The sequence below is a fragment of the Leucobacter celer subsp. astrifaciens genome, assembly GCF_001273835.1.
Classification (GTDB): Bacteria; Actinomycetota; Actinomycetes; order Actinomycetales; family Microbacteriaceae; genus Leucobacter; species Leucobacter celer.
Window position 1 is genome coordinate 49,511 of the sequence record NZ_JHEI01000151.1, and the last position, 13,770, is coordinate 63,280.

At 69.9% G+C, this 13,770-nt stretch carries 12 protein-coding genes; 8 read left to right on the top strand and 4 right to left on the bottom strand.

Annotated elements, in window-relative coordinates:
- Window positions 1–131: 131 nt before the first annotated feature.
- The 3 genes from AMS65_RS17700 (at window position 132) to AMS65_RS17710 (ending at window position 1,484) form a co-directional block, all read left to right on the top strand.
- The gene (locus AMS65_RS17700; protein WP_053385498.1) at window positions 132–767 is read left to right on the top strand and encodes a Maf family protein; all 636 of its coding nucleotides are present in this window, start codon (window positions 132–134) and stop codon (window positions 765–767) included.
- Between the two features lie 76 nt (window positions 768–843).
- Window positions 844–1,080, top strand: a complete 237-nt coding sequence (gene vapB / locus AMS65_RS17705; RefSeq protein ID WP_053385499.1) for a type II toxin-antitoxin system VapB family antitoxin — start codon at window positions 844–846, stop codon at window positions 1,078–1,080.
- On the top strand, window positions 1,080–1,484 hold the full coding sequence (locus tag AMS65_RS17710; RefSeq protein WP_053385500.1) for a type II toxin-antitoxin system VapC family toxin: 405 nt from the start codon (window positions 1,080–1,082) through the stop codon (window positions 1,482–1,484). Before vapB ends, AMS65_RS17710 begins: the two co-directional genes overlap by 1 nt.
- Window positions 1,485–1,636: 152 nt before the next feature.
- On the opposite strand, the gene AMS65_RS17715 is transcribed toward AMS65_RS17710, so the two are convergent.
- On the bottom strand, window positions 1,637–3,316 hold the full coding sequence (locus AMS65_RS17715) for a PucR family transcriptional regulator (protein WP_053385501.1): 1,680 nt from the start codon (window positions 3,314–3,316) through the stop codon (window positions 1,637–1,639).
- A 224-nt stretch (window positions 3,317–3,540) separates the two neighbouring features.
- On the opposite strand from AMS65_RS17715, the gene AMS65_RS17720 reads away from it, so the two are divergent.
- Together AMS65_RS17720 and AMS65_RS17725 are read left to right on the top strand one after the other, a co-directional pair.
- Window positions 3,541–5,025, top strand: coding sequence for a CoA-acylating methylmalonate-semialdehyde dehydrogenase (locus tag AMS65_RS17720; protein WP_053385502.1), 1,485 nt, complete (start codon window positions 3,541–3,543; stop codon window positions 5,023–5,025).
- Between the two features lie 145 nt (window positions 5,026–5,170).
- Window positions 5,171–6,562, top strand: coding sequence for an aspartate aminotransferase family protein (locus AMS65_RS17725; protein WP_053385503.1), 1,392 nt, complete (start codon window positions 5,171–5,173; stop codon window positions 6,560–6,562).
- 205 nt (window positions 6,563–6,767) lie between these two features.
- Here the strand turns inward: AMS65_RS17725 and AMS65_RS17730 are convergent, their stop codons facing one another.
- The 3 genes from AMS65_RS17730 to AMS65_RS17740 all read right to left on the bottom strand — a co-directional run bounded on the left by AMS65_RS17730 (window position 6,768) and on the right by AMS65_RS17740 (window position 9,237).
- A complete protein-coding gene (locus tag AMS65_RS17730; protein ID WP_053385504.1) occupies window positions 6,768–7,484 on the bottom strand; it encodes a CE1759 family FMN reductase in 717 nt (238 codons plus the stop codon).
- A gap of 69 nt (window positions 7,485–7,553) precedes the next feature.
- Window positions 7,554–7,988 (bottom strand): MarR family winged helix-turn-helix transcriptional regulator, encoded by a 435-nt coding sequence (locus AMS65_RS17735; RefSeq protein ID WP_053385505.1) that lies wholly within the window; start codon window positions 7,986–7,988, stop codon window positions 7,554–7,556.
- Window positions 7,989–8,052: 64 nt separating this feature from the next.
- Window positions 8,053–9,237 (bottom strand): LLM class flavin-dependent oxidoreductase, encoded by a 1,185-nt coding sequence (locus tag AMS65_RS17740; RefSeq protein ID WP_053385506.1) that lies wholly within the window; start codon window positions 9,235–9,237, stop codon window positions 8,053–8,055.
- Between the two features lie 396 nt (window positions 9,238–9,633).
- Between AMS65_RS17740 and AMS65_RS17745 the strand changes: the two genes are divergently transcribed.
- The 3 genes from AMS65_RS17745 (at window position 9,634) to AMS65_RS17755 (ending at window position 13,676) form a co-directional block, all read left to right on the top strand.
- Window positions 9,634–10,482: an ATP-binding cassette domain-containing protein gene (locus tag AMS65_RS17745; RefSeq protein WP_193787042.1), complete on the top strand. Its 849-nt coding sequence runs from the start codon at window positions 9,634–9,636 to the stop codon at window positions 10,480–10,482.
- Between the two features lie 68 nt (window positions 10,483–10,550).
- Window positions 10,551–12,950: a YhgE/Pip domain-containing protein gene (locus AMS65_RS17750; RefSeq protein ID WP_053385507.1), complete on the top strand. Its 2,400-nt coding sequence runs from the start codon at window positions 10,551–10,553 to the stop codon at window positions 12,948–12,950.
- Window positions 12,951–13,112: 162 nt separating this feature from the next.
- Complete coding sequence (locus AMS65_RS17755; RefSeq protein WP_053385508.1) at window positions 13,113–13,676, top strand: TetR/AcrR family transcriptional regulator; 564 nt, start codon at window positions 13,113–13,115, stop codon at window positions 13,674–13,676.
- The last annotated feature ends 94 nt before the right edge of the window (window positions 13,677–13,770 follow it).

Below are 13,770 nucleotides of genomic sequence, written 5' to 3' on the forward strand. Positions count from 1 at the left end.
TGCTCTGCTGTCGCCCGGCTTGTCTGCTGGCGTGCGCCTCCGGAGAGCTCCGTTCGCTCTTCGCTCTTCGCGACGAGCGTGAGCGGTCGATCCTCTCCCGGGCCCATCGACGCGACCTCTAAGCTGGGCGCATGCGTCTGTACCTCGCCTCGACCTCTCCCGCCCGACTCTCCGTGCTGCGCGGTGCCGGCATCGAGCCGATCTGCTTCTCGCCGGAGGTCGATGAGGGCGCGGAGGTCGCCGCGCGTGAGGCCGAGCTGGGCCGGGCGCTCACGGCGCCCGAGCTCACCGAGTACCTCGGGCGGCTCAAGGCCGAGGATGTCGTGCGACGGCACGGGTCGGAGATCGACGGGCTCGTGCTCGGCGGCGACTCGATGTTCCTGCTCGATGGCGAGATCCTGGGCAAGCCGCACCTGCCCGAGGTGGCGCTCGACCGCGCCAAGCGGCATCGCGGGACCACCGGTGCGTTGCACTCGGGGCACTGGCTCATCGATCACACGGGCGGCGAGGTGCGCGGGGCGGCGGGATCCGTGGACACGGCGCTGGTGACGCTCGCGGCCGACCTCGCCGATGCGGAACTCGCGGCCTACGTCGCCACGGGGGAGCCGCTCGAACTCGCCGGCGGTTTCGCGATCGACGGTCTCGCGGGTGCGTTCATCGAGCGGATCGAGGGGGCTCCCAGCTGCGTGATCGGTCTCTCGCTGCCGGCGCTGCGGCGGCTGGTGATCGAGCTCGGTCACGACTACCCGAGCCTCTGGAATCGGTGATCGGGTGCTTCTCGGCTCTCGTTCGAGAGCGGCGATGCTAGGTATATACTGAGCGTATATACGCGAGGAAGTCGCCATGACCGAGACGAATATCTTCTACACGAACAAGACGCAGGCGGTGCGTCTGCCCCGCGCTGTGGCGTTTCCCGAGCGCGTTGAACGGGTGGAGATCAGAGTCGTGGGCGATAGCCGGGTGATCTCACCCGTCGGCGGCGATTGGGCCTACTGGCTTGAGCAGGGGACGCGGGTCACCGGCGATTTCTGCGCTGATCGGGATCAGCCGCCCATGCAGCACCGCAACTGGGATGTGTGATGCTCAGATATCTCCTCGACACGGACACCGCGATTGCGGCTATCCGGCGCCGGTCAGGAGTCGATTTCGCGCGCTTCTCAGAGCACGCAGGGACACTGGCGATCTCGTCGATTTCGGTGTGCGAGTTGCAGTTCGGCGCGGAGCGTTCGGCGGATCCCGGGCGCAATAGGCACGCGCTCGAGGAATTCTTCTCCTTGTTGAGAGTGCTCGACTTCGATGCCGATGCCGGCGCGCACGCAGCCGAGATTCGGGCGCAACTCGCCTCGACTGGCACGCCGATCGGGCCGTACGACACCCTGATTGCAGGGGCGGCCCGTTCCCGCGGCCTGATCGTAGTGACCGGCAACACTCGCGGGTTCGGGCGGGCCGACGGACTCCGCGTGGTCGATTGGATGCGCGGGTAGACGAGACCGTGCGGTCCAGGGGCGGGTGCTCCGCTCGGGGGAACCCGGCGGAATGAGCCGCCGCGGCGGTGCAGGATGCGGCACTGCAGGAAACGGCACCGTGGGAGAGCGGCGCGCGTCGATGGGGGCGCACCGGTGGGGTGCGCCCCTGATCACCCCCGGGCGAGCAGGGCGACCGTGAGCGTGGCGATCACGGAGCCGTCGGCGAGGTCGACCCCGAGCAGCTCCTCGATGAGCGCGATGCGCTGGTAGAAGACCGAGCGCGAGAGCCGGGCGCGCTGCGCCGCGAGCGAGCGATTGGTGGGGTGTTCCAGGTAGGCGCGCAGCACCCGCAGGAGATCGCCGCTGTGCCCGGGGCCCGTCGCGGCATCGTGCTCGAGCAGCGGGGCCAGCGCGTCCGCGGCGAACTCCTGCACCTCCGGGGCCGCGGAGAGCCCGCGCACCAGATAGGCAAGCGGCTGCCGCTCCGCCTGCTGCACGGTCACCCTCCCCGCCGAGGCCGCGGGATCCAGCACGCCGGCGGCGCGCACCTGCTCGAGCGAGGTGATCAGCGAGCGCACCCGATTGCCGGTCGCGCCGAGACCGAGATGGGCGCGCCACGATGCCGGCGTCGTCTCGGGGAGCAGCATGTCGAGCTCCTGCGACAGTCGCACCGCGAGCGGCGGCACCTCCTCGCCCGCGGTCGCGATGCGGGGATCGCCGGCCGGAAACGAGAGCAGGGCGAGCAGGATCGGGCGGCCGTCGTCGGGGCCGGCGGTTCCTCCCGGGGCTCCCGCCGTGCCCGTGTCGGGAGCGAGGATCACGCGCCCCTCGGGCGCGACGGCGCGGCGCAGCGCGGTCTCGAGGATCGCCCGCTCGAGCGGCGAGTCGTGTCCGGAGGCCGCCGCCCCGAAGTCCTTCACGCCCCGCAGGGTGGCCCCCAGCAGCACCCTCCCCTCGACCGGAAGTCCGCCCGCAGCGAGCTGCACCGCGAGCTCGTCGGCCCGTCGGTAGCGGCCGCCGAGCAGCACGTCGAACATGTGCTTCGAACTGAGCTGCAGCCACTGCTCGCCGCCGGGGTCGGCCAGTCGGCCGAGCGCGAGGGCGAAGGCCCCCAGCTCGAGCACGGTGCGCCGCCCGGCGGGGTGCGGCGGTCCCGGCAGCGCGGTGAGGTGTCCCCAGCGCCGCCCCTGCGCCTCGACCGGCACGCGATCCCAGTTGTCGGGTATCGCGAGCTGCTGCGCCTCGACCCAGCCGGCGAGTACGTGCTCGGCGCTCGCCGATCCCGACCACGCGACCACGCGTCGTGCCGAATCCTCGAGCACCACGGGGGCCTCGAGCGTATCGGCGAGGCGCTCGATCACGTAGTCGACCGGGCTGCGGTTCAGCCCGAGCTCCGTGAGCATCGAGTGGACCTCGGCGCGCGCCGCGAGCGCCTCGTGCTGATCGGCGAGCACCCGCTGGTGGATGCGCTGGGTGATCTGCACGAAGCGCACCTCGCGATGCAGTGCGATCAGGGGGATGCTGCGTCTCTCGCAGGCCTCGGCCAACTGCGCCGGCGCACTGCTGAAGTTGCGACCGAGCTCGAGGACGACCGCCGCAGGGTCTGCTTCGACGAGTTCCCGGGAGAGGGTTTCGAGGCCTTCCTCGTCGCCGGGCCATCCAGCGCCCGTGGTGAGTACCAGCTCGCCCCCGTCGAGCAGTTGCGCGGCTTCGACGCCCGCGATCACGTGCGCCCATCGGATCCCGCGGTCGAGGCCGCGCGATCCCGCGATGAGCTTGGGATCTCCGGCCCGCACCTCGGGCAGGTCGAGGGCGTCTCTCACCGCGATGCGCCCCTGTGCGTGGTCCATGCTTCCCTCTTTCCTCCGGGCCCGCCTCCGCCGCTCCTGCGTCCCGCCTGTGTCCCGCCTGCGTCCCGCCGGTCGCTGCTCCTCCGAGGCTCGAACAAAGTGTACGGGAATGACCGAACTTCGCGATACTGTGCTGCTGGTGAGGCGATTGGTCCGCTGAAATACTGAGATGCATCGGGGTTACGCGATCCCGAACATATTGATCGAATTGAGAGGATTATCGGATGGCACTCATTCCCCACGTCATCGGCGGAGAGAAGATCACCGCGGCCGAGCGCACCCAGCCGGTGTACAACCCGGCGACGGGCGAGCAGCAGCACGAGCTGGCGATCGCGTCCGTCGCGACCGTGGAGCAGGCCATCGCAGCGGCGAAGGCCGCGCTGCCGATGTGGCGGAAGACGAGCCTCACCAAGCGCGCCGATGTCTTCTTCAACCTGCGCCAGCTGCTCAAGCAGCGGACCCCCGAACTCGCCGCCATCGTGACGAGCGAGCACGGCAAGGTGCTCTCCGACGCCGCGGGTGAGATCGCGCGCGGCCTCGAGAACGTCGAGTTCGCATCCGGCCTGCTGCACCTGCTGAAGGGCGAGCGCGACGAGCAGGTCTCGACCGGCGTCGACGTGCACTCCGTCAAGCAGCCGGTGGGTGTGGTCGCGGCCATCACGCCGTTCAACTTCCCGGTCATGGTGCCGCTCTGGATGATCGCCAGCGCGATCGCCTGCGGCAACACCGTCGTGCTCAAGCCCTCCGAGCGCGATCCCTCCGCCTCGCTCTTCATCGCCGACCTCTTCCGCGAGGCCGGTCTGCCCGACGGCGTGCTCAACGTCGTCAACGGTGACAAGGTCGCCGTCGACACGCTGCTCGACAGCCGCGACGTCAAGGCCATCAGCTTCGTCGGCTCGACCCCCATCGCCAAGTACATCTACGAGCGCGCAGCGGCGAACGGCAAGCGCGTGCAGGCGCTCGGCGGGGCCAAGAACCACATGATCGTGATGCCCGACGCCGACCTGAACGGCGCGGCCGACGCCGCGGTCTCGGCCGCATACGGCTCGGCCGGCGAGCGCTGCATGGCCGTCTCCGTCGTGGTGGCGGTCGGCGGCGTGGGCGACGAGCTCGTGCAGAAGATCGCGGACCGCATGAAGGATCTCACGATCGGCGACGGCACCGATCCGGCATCCGAGATGGGCCCGCTCATCACCCGCGAGGCCAAGGAGCGCGTGGAGTCGTACGTCGCCGGCGCCGAGGCCGAGGGCGCGACCGTGGTGGTCGACGGGCGCGAGGCGCAGTTCGAGGGCGACGGCTTCTTCACCGGCGTCTCGCTGATCGATCACGTCAAGACCGACAGCAAGGTCTACCGCGAGGAGATCTTCGGTCCGGTGCTCGCGGTGGTGCGCGTCGACACCTACGAGGAGGGCGTGCAGCTGATCAACGAGCACCAGTTCGGCAACGGCACGGCCATCTTCACCCGCGACGGCGGCGTCGCCCGCCAGTTCGAGTTCGAGGTCGAGGCGGGCATGGTCGGCATCAACGTGCCGATCCCCGTGCCGGTCGGCTCGTTCTCGTTCGGCGGCTGGAAGGACTCGCTCTTCGGCGACGCCCACATCTACGGCCCCGAGTCGGTTCACTTCTACACCCGCTCGAAGGTCGTGACCACTCGCTGGCCCAAGCCGGATCAGTCGAAGGTCGACCTCGGGTTCCCCAGCAACAGCTGATCCTGCTCCACTCTCGGAGCGCGGTGCGGACCCGTCCCCCGCTCGAGCGGAGTCGTCATCCGGTGCCCGGGTTTCGACTCCGCTTCGCTCCGCTCAACCGGCCGGCAGGCCGCACGGATCCTGAAAGACGAGAGAGAATTACAGCATGACCGACTTCATCGACCTGAACGGCGCCGAGCACAGCTTCGGCGACTCCGAAGCGCAGCGCGAGGTGCGCGCGAACGACCGCCAGTACGTCTTCCACTCGTGGTCGGCGCAGAACAAGATCGATCCGCTGCCCATCGCCAAGGGTGAGGGCGTGCGTTTCTGGGACTACGACGGCAACGAGTTCCTCGATTTCTCGTCGCAGCTCGTCAACCTGAACCTGGGTCACCAGCACCCGGGCCTCGTGAAGGCGATCCAGGAGCAGGCCGGTCGTCTCGCGACCATCCAGCCGTCGATCGCGAACGACGTGCGCGGCGAGCTCGCGAAGCGCATCGTCGAGCACTCCTTCGAGGGCGCCCGCTCGGTGTTCTTCACCAACGGCGGTGCCGAGGCGAACGAGTACGCGGTGCGCATGGCGCGCCACCACACCGGCCGTCAGAAGGTGCTCGCGCGCTACCGCTCGTACCACGGCTCGACCGCGACCGCCATCACGGCGACCGGTGACCCGCGCCGCTGGGCGAACGGCGTGCTCGACGCCGGTGTGGTGCACTTCTTCGGTCCCTACCAGTACCGCTCCGAGTTCTTCTCGGAGACCCCCGAGCAGGAGACCGAGCGTGCGCTCGCCCACCTCGAGCACACGATCCAGCTCGAGGGGCCCGACACGATCGCCGCGATCATCCTCGAAACGGTCACCGGCACCAACGGCGTGCTCGTGCCGACCCCCGGCTACCTGCCCGGTGTGCGCGCGCTCTGCGACAAGTACGGCATCATGCTGATCGCCGACGAGGTCATGGTCGGCTTCGGCCGCATCGGCGAGTGGTTCGCCTACCAGGCGTTCGACGTGAAGCCCGATCTGGTGACCTTCGCGAAGGGCGTGAACTCCGGGTACGTGCCCCTCGGCGGCGTCGTCATCTCCGAGGCGATCCACAACACCTTCGGCGACCGCGCCTTCCCGGGCGGTCTCACCTACTCCGGCCATCCGCTCGCCTGCGCCGCGGGTGTCGCGACCTTCGACATCTTCGAGGGCGAGAGGGTGCTCGAGAACGTGCGCGACCTGGGCGAGCGAGTCATCGCTCCCCGCCTCGCCGAGTTCGCCGAGAAGCACAAGTCGGTCGGCGAGTTCCGCGGCCGCGGGCTGTTCTGGGCGATGGACCTGGTGGTGGATCGCGAGACCCGCGAGCCGCTCGTGCCCTACAACGCCGCCGGTGAGGCCGCCGCCCCGATGAACGCGGTGATCGCCGCGTGCAAGGCCGGGGGCCTGTTCCCGTTCGCGCACTTCAACCGGCTGCAGATCGCTCCGCCGCTGATCATCAGCGAGGCGGACCTGGTGCGCGGTCTCGACATCATCGACGCGGCGCTGGACGTCGCCGACGGGTACTACACCGGGGCATAGTCCTCGCGGGCCGCGATCCCGCTGCGGCCGAATGGCCCCGATCCCGCACCCTCCGGTGCTCGGGATCGGGGCCCTTCGCCGTGCCCGCGGCTCCTGTGGCCTGTCCTCCTCCTCGCGCGTCAGTAGTTGCTGCCTCACCTCAGTTTTGGCAGCAACTACTGGCGCGCGGATGCTGCTGGGTGGCTGTGCCAGGGTGAGGGACCGATCAGCGCCCGCCGGTGGCGAGACGCATGAGGTCGGAGTCGAGGTCGATGCCGATCTCGGCGCCGCCCGCGCTGCCGTAGGAGTGCTGGTAGCTGGCCCACGCTTCGCCGCGCACCGCCGCGCGGAACCCGCTGGTCACGAGCGCGACGAGTTCCGTGGCCGCGCGCTCGATGCGCTTGCCGAAGTCGGCGCTGGTCCAATCGTCTGGGGCCGCGAAGAGCGAGGTCGGCACGGTGACGGTGCGCAGATACGCGAAGAGCCCGCGCAGCTGATCATCGACCACGAGCGCGTGGCGTGCGCTGCCGGCGGTCGCGGCGAGTGCCACCGGGGTGCCGATGAGCAGGTCGTTGTCGAGCACCTGGAAGAACGAGGTGAACAGTCCGCTGGGGCCCGCCTTGTAGACGGGGGTCGACACCACGAGGGCGTCGGCGTCGCGCAGGATGTCGCTCGCGCTCTGCAGTTCGGGGGAGACGTGCTGCGAGACGAGCGCGGTCGTGATGTCCCCGGCCAGAGCCCGCAGGTCGATGACGCGGATCTGCAACTCTGTGCCGCTCTGCGCGGCGAGCGCGGCGGCCTTGTCGGCCACTCGCATCGCGAGCATGGTGGTGGTCGAGGGGTCGCTCGTGCCGGCGCTGATCACCGCGAGCGTGCGGGGTTCTGATGCTGCTCCATCGCTCGGCGCGGAAGCGTTGACCTGTCCGTCGAATGGTGCGTTCATGTCTGTACGTCTTTCTCGAAACTTGCGGATCTGTGCGCTGGAGAGGGCGCGGTAGACGGGTGCGAACGATCAGGAGGCGAGCTTGCGGCAGAGGCGCTGCAGCTCCCGCATCTCGTCGGCGGTGAGCGAGGATCCGAGCTGCCTGCCGACGCTCTTCGCGTGCGCCCGCCCCACTTCTCGCTGCACGCGCACGCCGTCCTCGGTGAGGGAGACGCGCACGGCGCGTCCGTCCTCCGCATCGGCCTCGCGGTGCAGCAGGCCGCGGCCCACGAGGCGCTCGATCATGCGCGAGAGCGCGGGCTGGCTGAGCAGCACACCGTCCTGGATCTCGCAGATGCGCATCGGTCCGTCGCCCTTGGCGAGCGTGTAGAGCACGTCGTACTCGCGCATGTTGACGTCGCTCCACATCCCCTCCGAGGCGAAGGTTCCCATGAGCGCGGCGTGCGCGGTCATCACGGCCTCCCAGGCCTCGTTCGCGAGCCTGATGTCGGTGCGTGTGTTCATGGTCAGTCCTTATGCTTGCGATCTCGGTGCGGGCCGCGCTTCGCGGCCCGCACCGCCGGCGGGTCTACAGCCCGAAGGCCGAACCGCTCTTCGGAGACGAGTCGAGGTAGGGGGATCCGCCCGTCACGTTATCACCGCGGTTGGCGCGCGGGCGCGGCTGACGCGGCTGTTCGTCGCCGTACTTGGCCTGCACGAGCGACGCGTGCGTGGGGCTTTCGGGCACCTCGGGATCCCGATCCTTCGCCATCTCGCGGCGCAGCACCGGAATCACCTCCTCGCCCAGCAGGTCGAGCTGCTCGAGCACGGTCTTGAGGGGCAGGCCGGCGTGGTCCACGAGGAACATCTGGCGCTGGTAGTCGCCGAAGATCTCGCGGAATCCGAGGGTCTTGTCGATGACCTCCTGCGGGCTTCCGACGGTGAGCGGAGTCTGGCTGGTGAAATCCTCGAGCCGGGGACCGTGGCCGTAGACGGGGGCCTCGTCGAAATACGGGCGGAACTGCTTCACGGCGTCCTGCGAGTTCTTCGCGATGAACGCCTGGCCGCCGAGGCCGACGATCGCCTGCTTCTGCGTGCCGTGTCCGTAGTGCTCGTAGCGTTCGCGGTAGAAGCGCACGAGGCGCAGGAAGTGCTCGGACGGGGCGAACAGGTGGTTCGCGAAGAAGCCGTCGCCGTAGTAGGCGGCCTGCTCGGCGATCTCCGGCGTGCGGATCGAGCCGTGCCACACGAACGGGGGCACGTCGTCGAGCGGGCGCGGGGTGCTGGTGAAGCCCTGCAGCGGGGTGCGGAAGTTGCCGTCGTAGTCGACGACGTCCTCGCGCCACAGGCGGTGCAGCAGGTTGTAGTTGTCGAGCGCGAGGGGGAGCGCGCTGCGGATGTCCTTGCCGAACCAGGGGTAGACGGGCGCGGTGTTGCCGCGGCCGAGCATGAGGTCCATGCGGCCCTGCGCCAGGTGCTGCAGCATCGCGTACTCCTCCGCGATGCGCACCGGGTCGTTCGTCGTGATGAGGGTGGTGCTGGTGGAGAGCTTGAGCGTCTTCGTCTGCGCCGCGATGTAGGCCAGGAAGGTGGTGGGGCTCGAGGAGAAGAAGGGCGGGTTGTGATGCTCGCCGATCGCGAAGACGTCGAGGCCCACCTCCTCGGCGTGCACGGCGATGCGAGCGAGCCCCTGGATGCGATCGGCCTCGCTGGGGGTCTCGCCGCTCACCGGGTCCCGAGTCACGTCGCTGACCGAGAAGATCCCGAATTCCATGGTGTGCTCCGTTCTGCAGCGGGTGCTGTGGTTCGTGCGTTCTGCGTCAATTATATGCGCCTGCATGTAAATCAACATTCTCGCTCCGGATCTATTCCCCGGCAAGCCGCTGGGGGCGAAGCGGAGCTTCGCGCGGCGTTGCCGCCGACCTGCCGCTGTGGCGGCAGCGCGGATTGCGAGGTGGTGCTTCGCACCGCCTCCTGAGCAATCCGCGCCTCGCGGTCGGGTGACGCGCGGAGCGCGGAGCTTGGGCAAGCCGCTGGGAGCGAAGCGGAGCTTCGCGCGGCGTTGCCGCCGACCTGCCGCCGTGGCGGCAGCGCGGACTTGACGGTTCCCTACTCTCGTTTTAGACTGACTAGTCAGTTCAAGAAATTCGACGAGAACCGCGAGGACAATGTGAGCACTGCTGAACTCACCAGCGCATCGAATACGGCGAGTGCTGGAGACGCCGCGAGCACGGAGGTGCTCGGGATCGACGCCCTCTTCGCCGGGGCGGGCTCCGCCGCCGGTGCCGAGCACGACACGGGAGCCGAGCGCACCGCGGGCGACGAGCCGGTCGCGCGTCGGCAAGGCCCCCGAGGGGGCACCTCCGCGAACCCGGCGATCGAGCTGCGCCAGGCGGCGGTGCAGGGTCCGCGCGGAACGGTGTTCGGCCCCCTCACCGTCTCGAGCGACCGCCCGGTGACCGTCGTGCTGGGATCCCACGGCACCGGACGCACCTCGCTGCTGCTCGCCATTGCGGGCCGGATGCGGTTGAGCGAGGGATCCCTCGTCACCCTCGGCGCGACGAAGCCCGCCGAGATCCGGCGCCGCACCGGCATCGTCGGCTTCGCGGAGATCGACGCGCTCGAACCCGCGGTGACCCTGGGTGCCACGCTGCGCGAGCGCCTCGCGTGGGCCATGCCCTGGTGCCGCCGCACACCCCGCATGACCCCCGAGCTGGCGAGCGAGCTGCTCGCCCGGGCCTTCGGCGACTACGAGCAGCCGGATCCCGCGACACTCGTGCGAGAACTCACCCCGGCCGAGGAGATGCTCGTGCGCGTATCGCTCGCGCTTATCGAGGAACCCGAGATGCTCGCCGTCGACGACTTCGACGCGCTGCGCGATCCCGCGGAGCGTGCGCTCGTCGCCGAACGGCTCAGCGCGCTCGCCGCGGACGGGCTCCGGATCGCGGTCGCCACGAGCGACCCGGGCGATGCGGCGCTCCTCGCCGGATCGTGCGATCCCGCCCTCATCGAACTCTGAGCGCGCCGCTCACCGCGCGAACTACCGCGCCGCCCTCCGCAATCGCAGAAAGAAGCAAGAGAAGCACCATGTCACTGTTCACCCGCAGCACCGAGCTGAAGCGGTTCCGCCAGGGCGCGCTGCCCAAGGTCGCGCTCGCCGTGCTGCTCGTCATCCCGCTCATCTACGGCGCCCTCTACCTGTGGGCGTTCTGGGCCCCGACCGACAACCTGAACAAGCTGCCCGTCGCCATCGTCAACCTCGACGAGCCGGCCGAGAAGCCCGACGGCGAGGTGCTCGCCGCGGGCGACGACGTGGTCGAGCAGCTGCAGGAGGGGCAGGATCTCGACTGGAAGCCGCTCGACGCCGACGAGGCCGAGCGCTCGGTCGCCGACGGCGACGTCTACTTCTCGGTGATGATCCCGAGCGACTTCTCGAGCACGCTCGCCGGTCTGCAGGACGACCCGAGGGCCGGCGAGATCGAAGTCGTCTACAACGACAACAACTCCTTCCTGGCGTCGACGCTGGGCAAGCAGGCGATGGTGCAGCTGCGCGACGCGGTCGCCGAGACTGCCACGCGCACCGCGGCCGAGCAGGTGCTCGTCGGCGTCGAGAAGCTGAGCGACGGCACGCGCGATGCCGCGCAGGCCGCCGGCACCCTGGAGGAGGGGACCGCGGCCGTGGCCGACGGCAGTGTCAAGCTGAGCGCGGGGCTGGGCGAGCTCGCCGACGGAACCTCTCAGCTGGTGGCGAAGGCGCCCGAGCTCACGAGCGGCACGAGCCGGCTCGCCGACGGACTCGGCAGCGCGCGCAGTGGCAGCGCCGAGCTCGCCGAGGGCAGCGGTGCGCTCGCGTCCGGTGCCGGCGAGGCCGCGAGCAAGTCGGGGGAGCTGCGCGACGGGCTCGGCCTGCTGAACGACGGCGCCCAGCAGGTGTCGACCGGCTCGGCGACGGTCGCCGACGGCACGCAGAAGGTCTCGGACGGCGCAGCCGGTCTCGCGACCGGTGCCACGACCCTCTCCGACGGAGTGACCGCGCTCTCGGGAGGGCTCGCACAGCTCTCCGAGGGGGCGACGGGGCTGCACTCCGGGGCCGCGGATCTGTCCTCCGGCGCCGAAGCCGTGAGCGGTGGTGCGGCACAGGTGTCCGCCGGTGCGGCGGGCATCGCGCAGCTGGCCGCGGCGCAGCCCGACATGACGCTCGCGCAGCTCGATGCCGCACTGCAGGCGCAGGGATCCTCGATCGAGGCCTTCGCGGCCGGTGCGGCCGAGCTGAATACGGGTGCGGCGACCCTGCGAGACGGTGCGGCGGCCTTGACGACGGGTGCGGCGACCCTCGACGCATCGGCGCAGACGGCATCCGAGAGCGCCGCTCTGCTCGCCGACGGGGCCGACACGCTCGGGAGCGGCCTCGGCGAGCTCAGCGGCAGCGCGGTCGAACTCGCGAAGGGGGCCGCGCAGGTCTCGGCGGGAGCGGGCACGCTGCACGAGAAGACGGGATCGGCCTACACCGGCAGCGGCAAGCTGGCCGAGGGCATCACCTCGCTCTCCGCCGGCGCCCAGACGGTCGCCGACGGCAGCGGAGCACTCGCGAGCGGCGTCGCGACCGCGTCCGAGGGAGCCGACCGGCTCGCGGCAGGCGCGGGGGATCTGGCTGCCGGTGCGTCGCAGCTGAACGCCGGCGCGCAGCAGGCGAGCGAGAAGTCGGGCGAGCTCGCGAAGGGCGCCGACAAGGTGGCCGACGGAGCCGGCACCTTCGCCGGGAAGCTCTCGGACGGCGCCGATGAGGCCCCTTCGTTCGCACCCGGCCAGCGCGTCGGGATCGCCGAGACCATGGCCGCTCCGGTGCAGCTCGCCGAGCACACCGAGAACGAGGTGCAGGGCTTCGGCGAGGGGTTCGCCCCGTTCTTCATCGCGCTCGCCTCCTTCGTCGGGGCGCTCATCACCTGGCTGATCCTGCGCCCGCTGCCCCGCCGCCCGCTCGCCTCGAACACCTCGGGGCTGCGATCCGTGCTCACCGGTTTCTGGCCGGCCGCGCTCATCGGCGTGGGTCAGGTGGTGATCATGATGCTCGTGCTGGTGTTCGGGATCGGCATGCGGCCCGCGCACTGGATGGGCATGGCGGCGTTCATGCTGCTCGTGACCCTGGCGTTCCTGGCGCTGCAGCAGATGTTCATCGCGCTGCTCGGCACCGCGACCGGCCGCGTGGTGAGCCTCGTGCTGCTCATGCTCATGCTCTCGTCGTCGGGCGGCACCTACCCGGTCGAGACCACCCCGGGCTTCTTCCAGGCGCTGCACCCGTTCATGCCGGCCTCGTACGTGGTCGACGGCTTGCGGCAGCTGATCGGCGGCGGCATCGACGGGCGGTTCTGGATCTCGCTCGCGGTGATGCTCGCGGTGCTGATCGGTTCGCTCGCGATCAGCGCGGTGGCCGCGCGGCGGCAGAAGGTGTGGACGATCCAGCGTCTGCACCCCGAGCTCGCGATCTAGGATGGACCGTTTCTGGTCCATCCCGCGGGCTCTCGAGCGCAGCTCGCGATCTGACTCGCTGGTTGAGCGAGCGGAGCGAGTCGAAACCAGGATCCCTCGGTTTCGGCTCGCGGGCTCGCTCAACCGACGGGACAGCGCCCGACGGTACGAGAGGATAGGACCATGGCACGGGTGAACACGAAGCAGCTCATCACCGAGGCGGCGGTGCGCGTCGCGGCGCAGCACGGGATCAGCGGCGCGTCGATGGACCAGATCGCCGAGGCTGCGGGAGTGGCCAAGGGCAGCCTGTACTACAACTTCGCCTCGAAGGACGCGATCTTCGAGGAGGTGATCCGCGCCGGCTTCGAGCGCCTGGCGACCACGATCGACGAGGCGCGCGACGGGGTGGATCCCGGCGAGGCTCCGCGCGCGGTCGCCGCCGCGACGCTCGAGACGCTGCGAAGCAACCTCGACCTCGCGAAGCTGATGGCCTCGGAGGTGTTCCGCACGGACCGCACGTGGGCGGAGTCCATGGAACTCGCGAGGTCCTCGGTGGTGATGCGATTCCGCGATGTGCTGCGCGATGCCGAGGCGGCGCGGGGTGGATCGCGGCCCTCCGAGGAGATCACGGAGATCGCCGGTGCGGCGTTCTTCGGCGCCCTCGCGGGAGCCTGCCTCGACTGGCTGCTCTTCCGCAAGGACCAGCCGGTGGAGCGAGTGCTCGACCAGGTGCTGCGGACGGTGTGAAGCGGCCCGGGGCTCTCGTCCGGATCCGTGAGTCCGTGGCTGTAAGCTGGAATCGGATTCATCAGGTGTGAATAAGGTCATGCTAATATTCATC

Excerpts from the sequence above, each read along its gene's own strand:
- AMS65_RS17710 (WP_053385500.1), top strand. The coding sequence starts at position 1,080 with ATGCTCAGATATCTCCTCGACACGGACACCGCGATTGCGGCTATCCGG.
- vapB (WP_053385499.1), top strand. The coding sequence starts at position 844 with ATGACCGAGACGAATATCTTCTACACGAACAAGACGCAGGCGGTGCGT.
- AMS65_RS17740 (WP_053385506.1), bottom strand. The coding sequence starts at position 9,237 with ATGGAATTCGGGATCTTCTCGGTCAGCGACGTGACTCGGGACCCGGTG.
- AMS65_RS17725 (WP_053385503.1), top strand. The coding sequence starts at position 5,171 with ATGACCGACTTCATCGACCTGAACGGCGCCGAGCACAGCTTCGGCGAC.
- AMS65_RS17755 (WP_053385508.1), top strand. The coding sequence starts at position 13,113 with ATGGCACGGGTGAACACGAAGCAGCTCATCACCGAGGCGGCGGTGCGC.
- AMS65_RS17735 (WP_053385505.1), bottom strand. The coding sequence starts at position 7,988 with ATGAACACACGCACCGACATCAGGCTCGCGAACGAGGCCTGGGAGGCC.
- AMS65_RS17720 (WP_053385502.1), top strand. The coding sequence starts at position 3,541 with ATGGCACTCATTCCCCACGTCATCGGCGGAGAGAAGATCACCGCGGCC.
- AMS65_RS17715 (WP_053385501.1), bottom strand. The coding sequence starts at position 3,316 with ATGGACCACGCACAGGGGCGCATCGCGGTGAGAGACGCCCTCGACCTG.
- AMS65_RS17730 (WP_053385504.1), bottom strand. The coding sequence starts at position 7,484 with ATGAACGCACCATTCGACGGACAGGTCAACGCTTCCGCGCCGAGCGAT.
- AMS65_RS17750 (WP_053385507.1), top strand. The coding sequence starts at position 10,551 with ATGTCACTGTTCACCCGCAGCACCGAGCTGAAGCGGTTCCGCCAGGGC.
- AMS65_RS17700 (WP_053385498.1), top strand. The coding sequence starts at position 132 with ATGCGTCTGTACCTCGCCTCGACCTCTCCCGCCCGACTCTCCGTGCTG.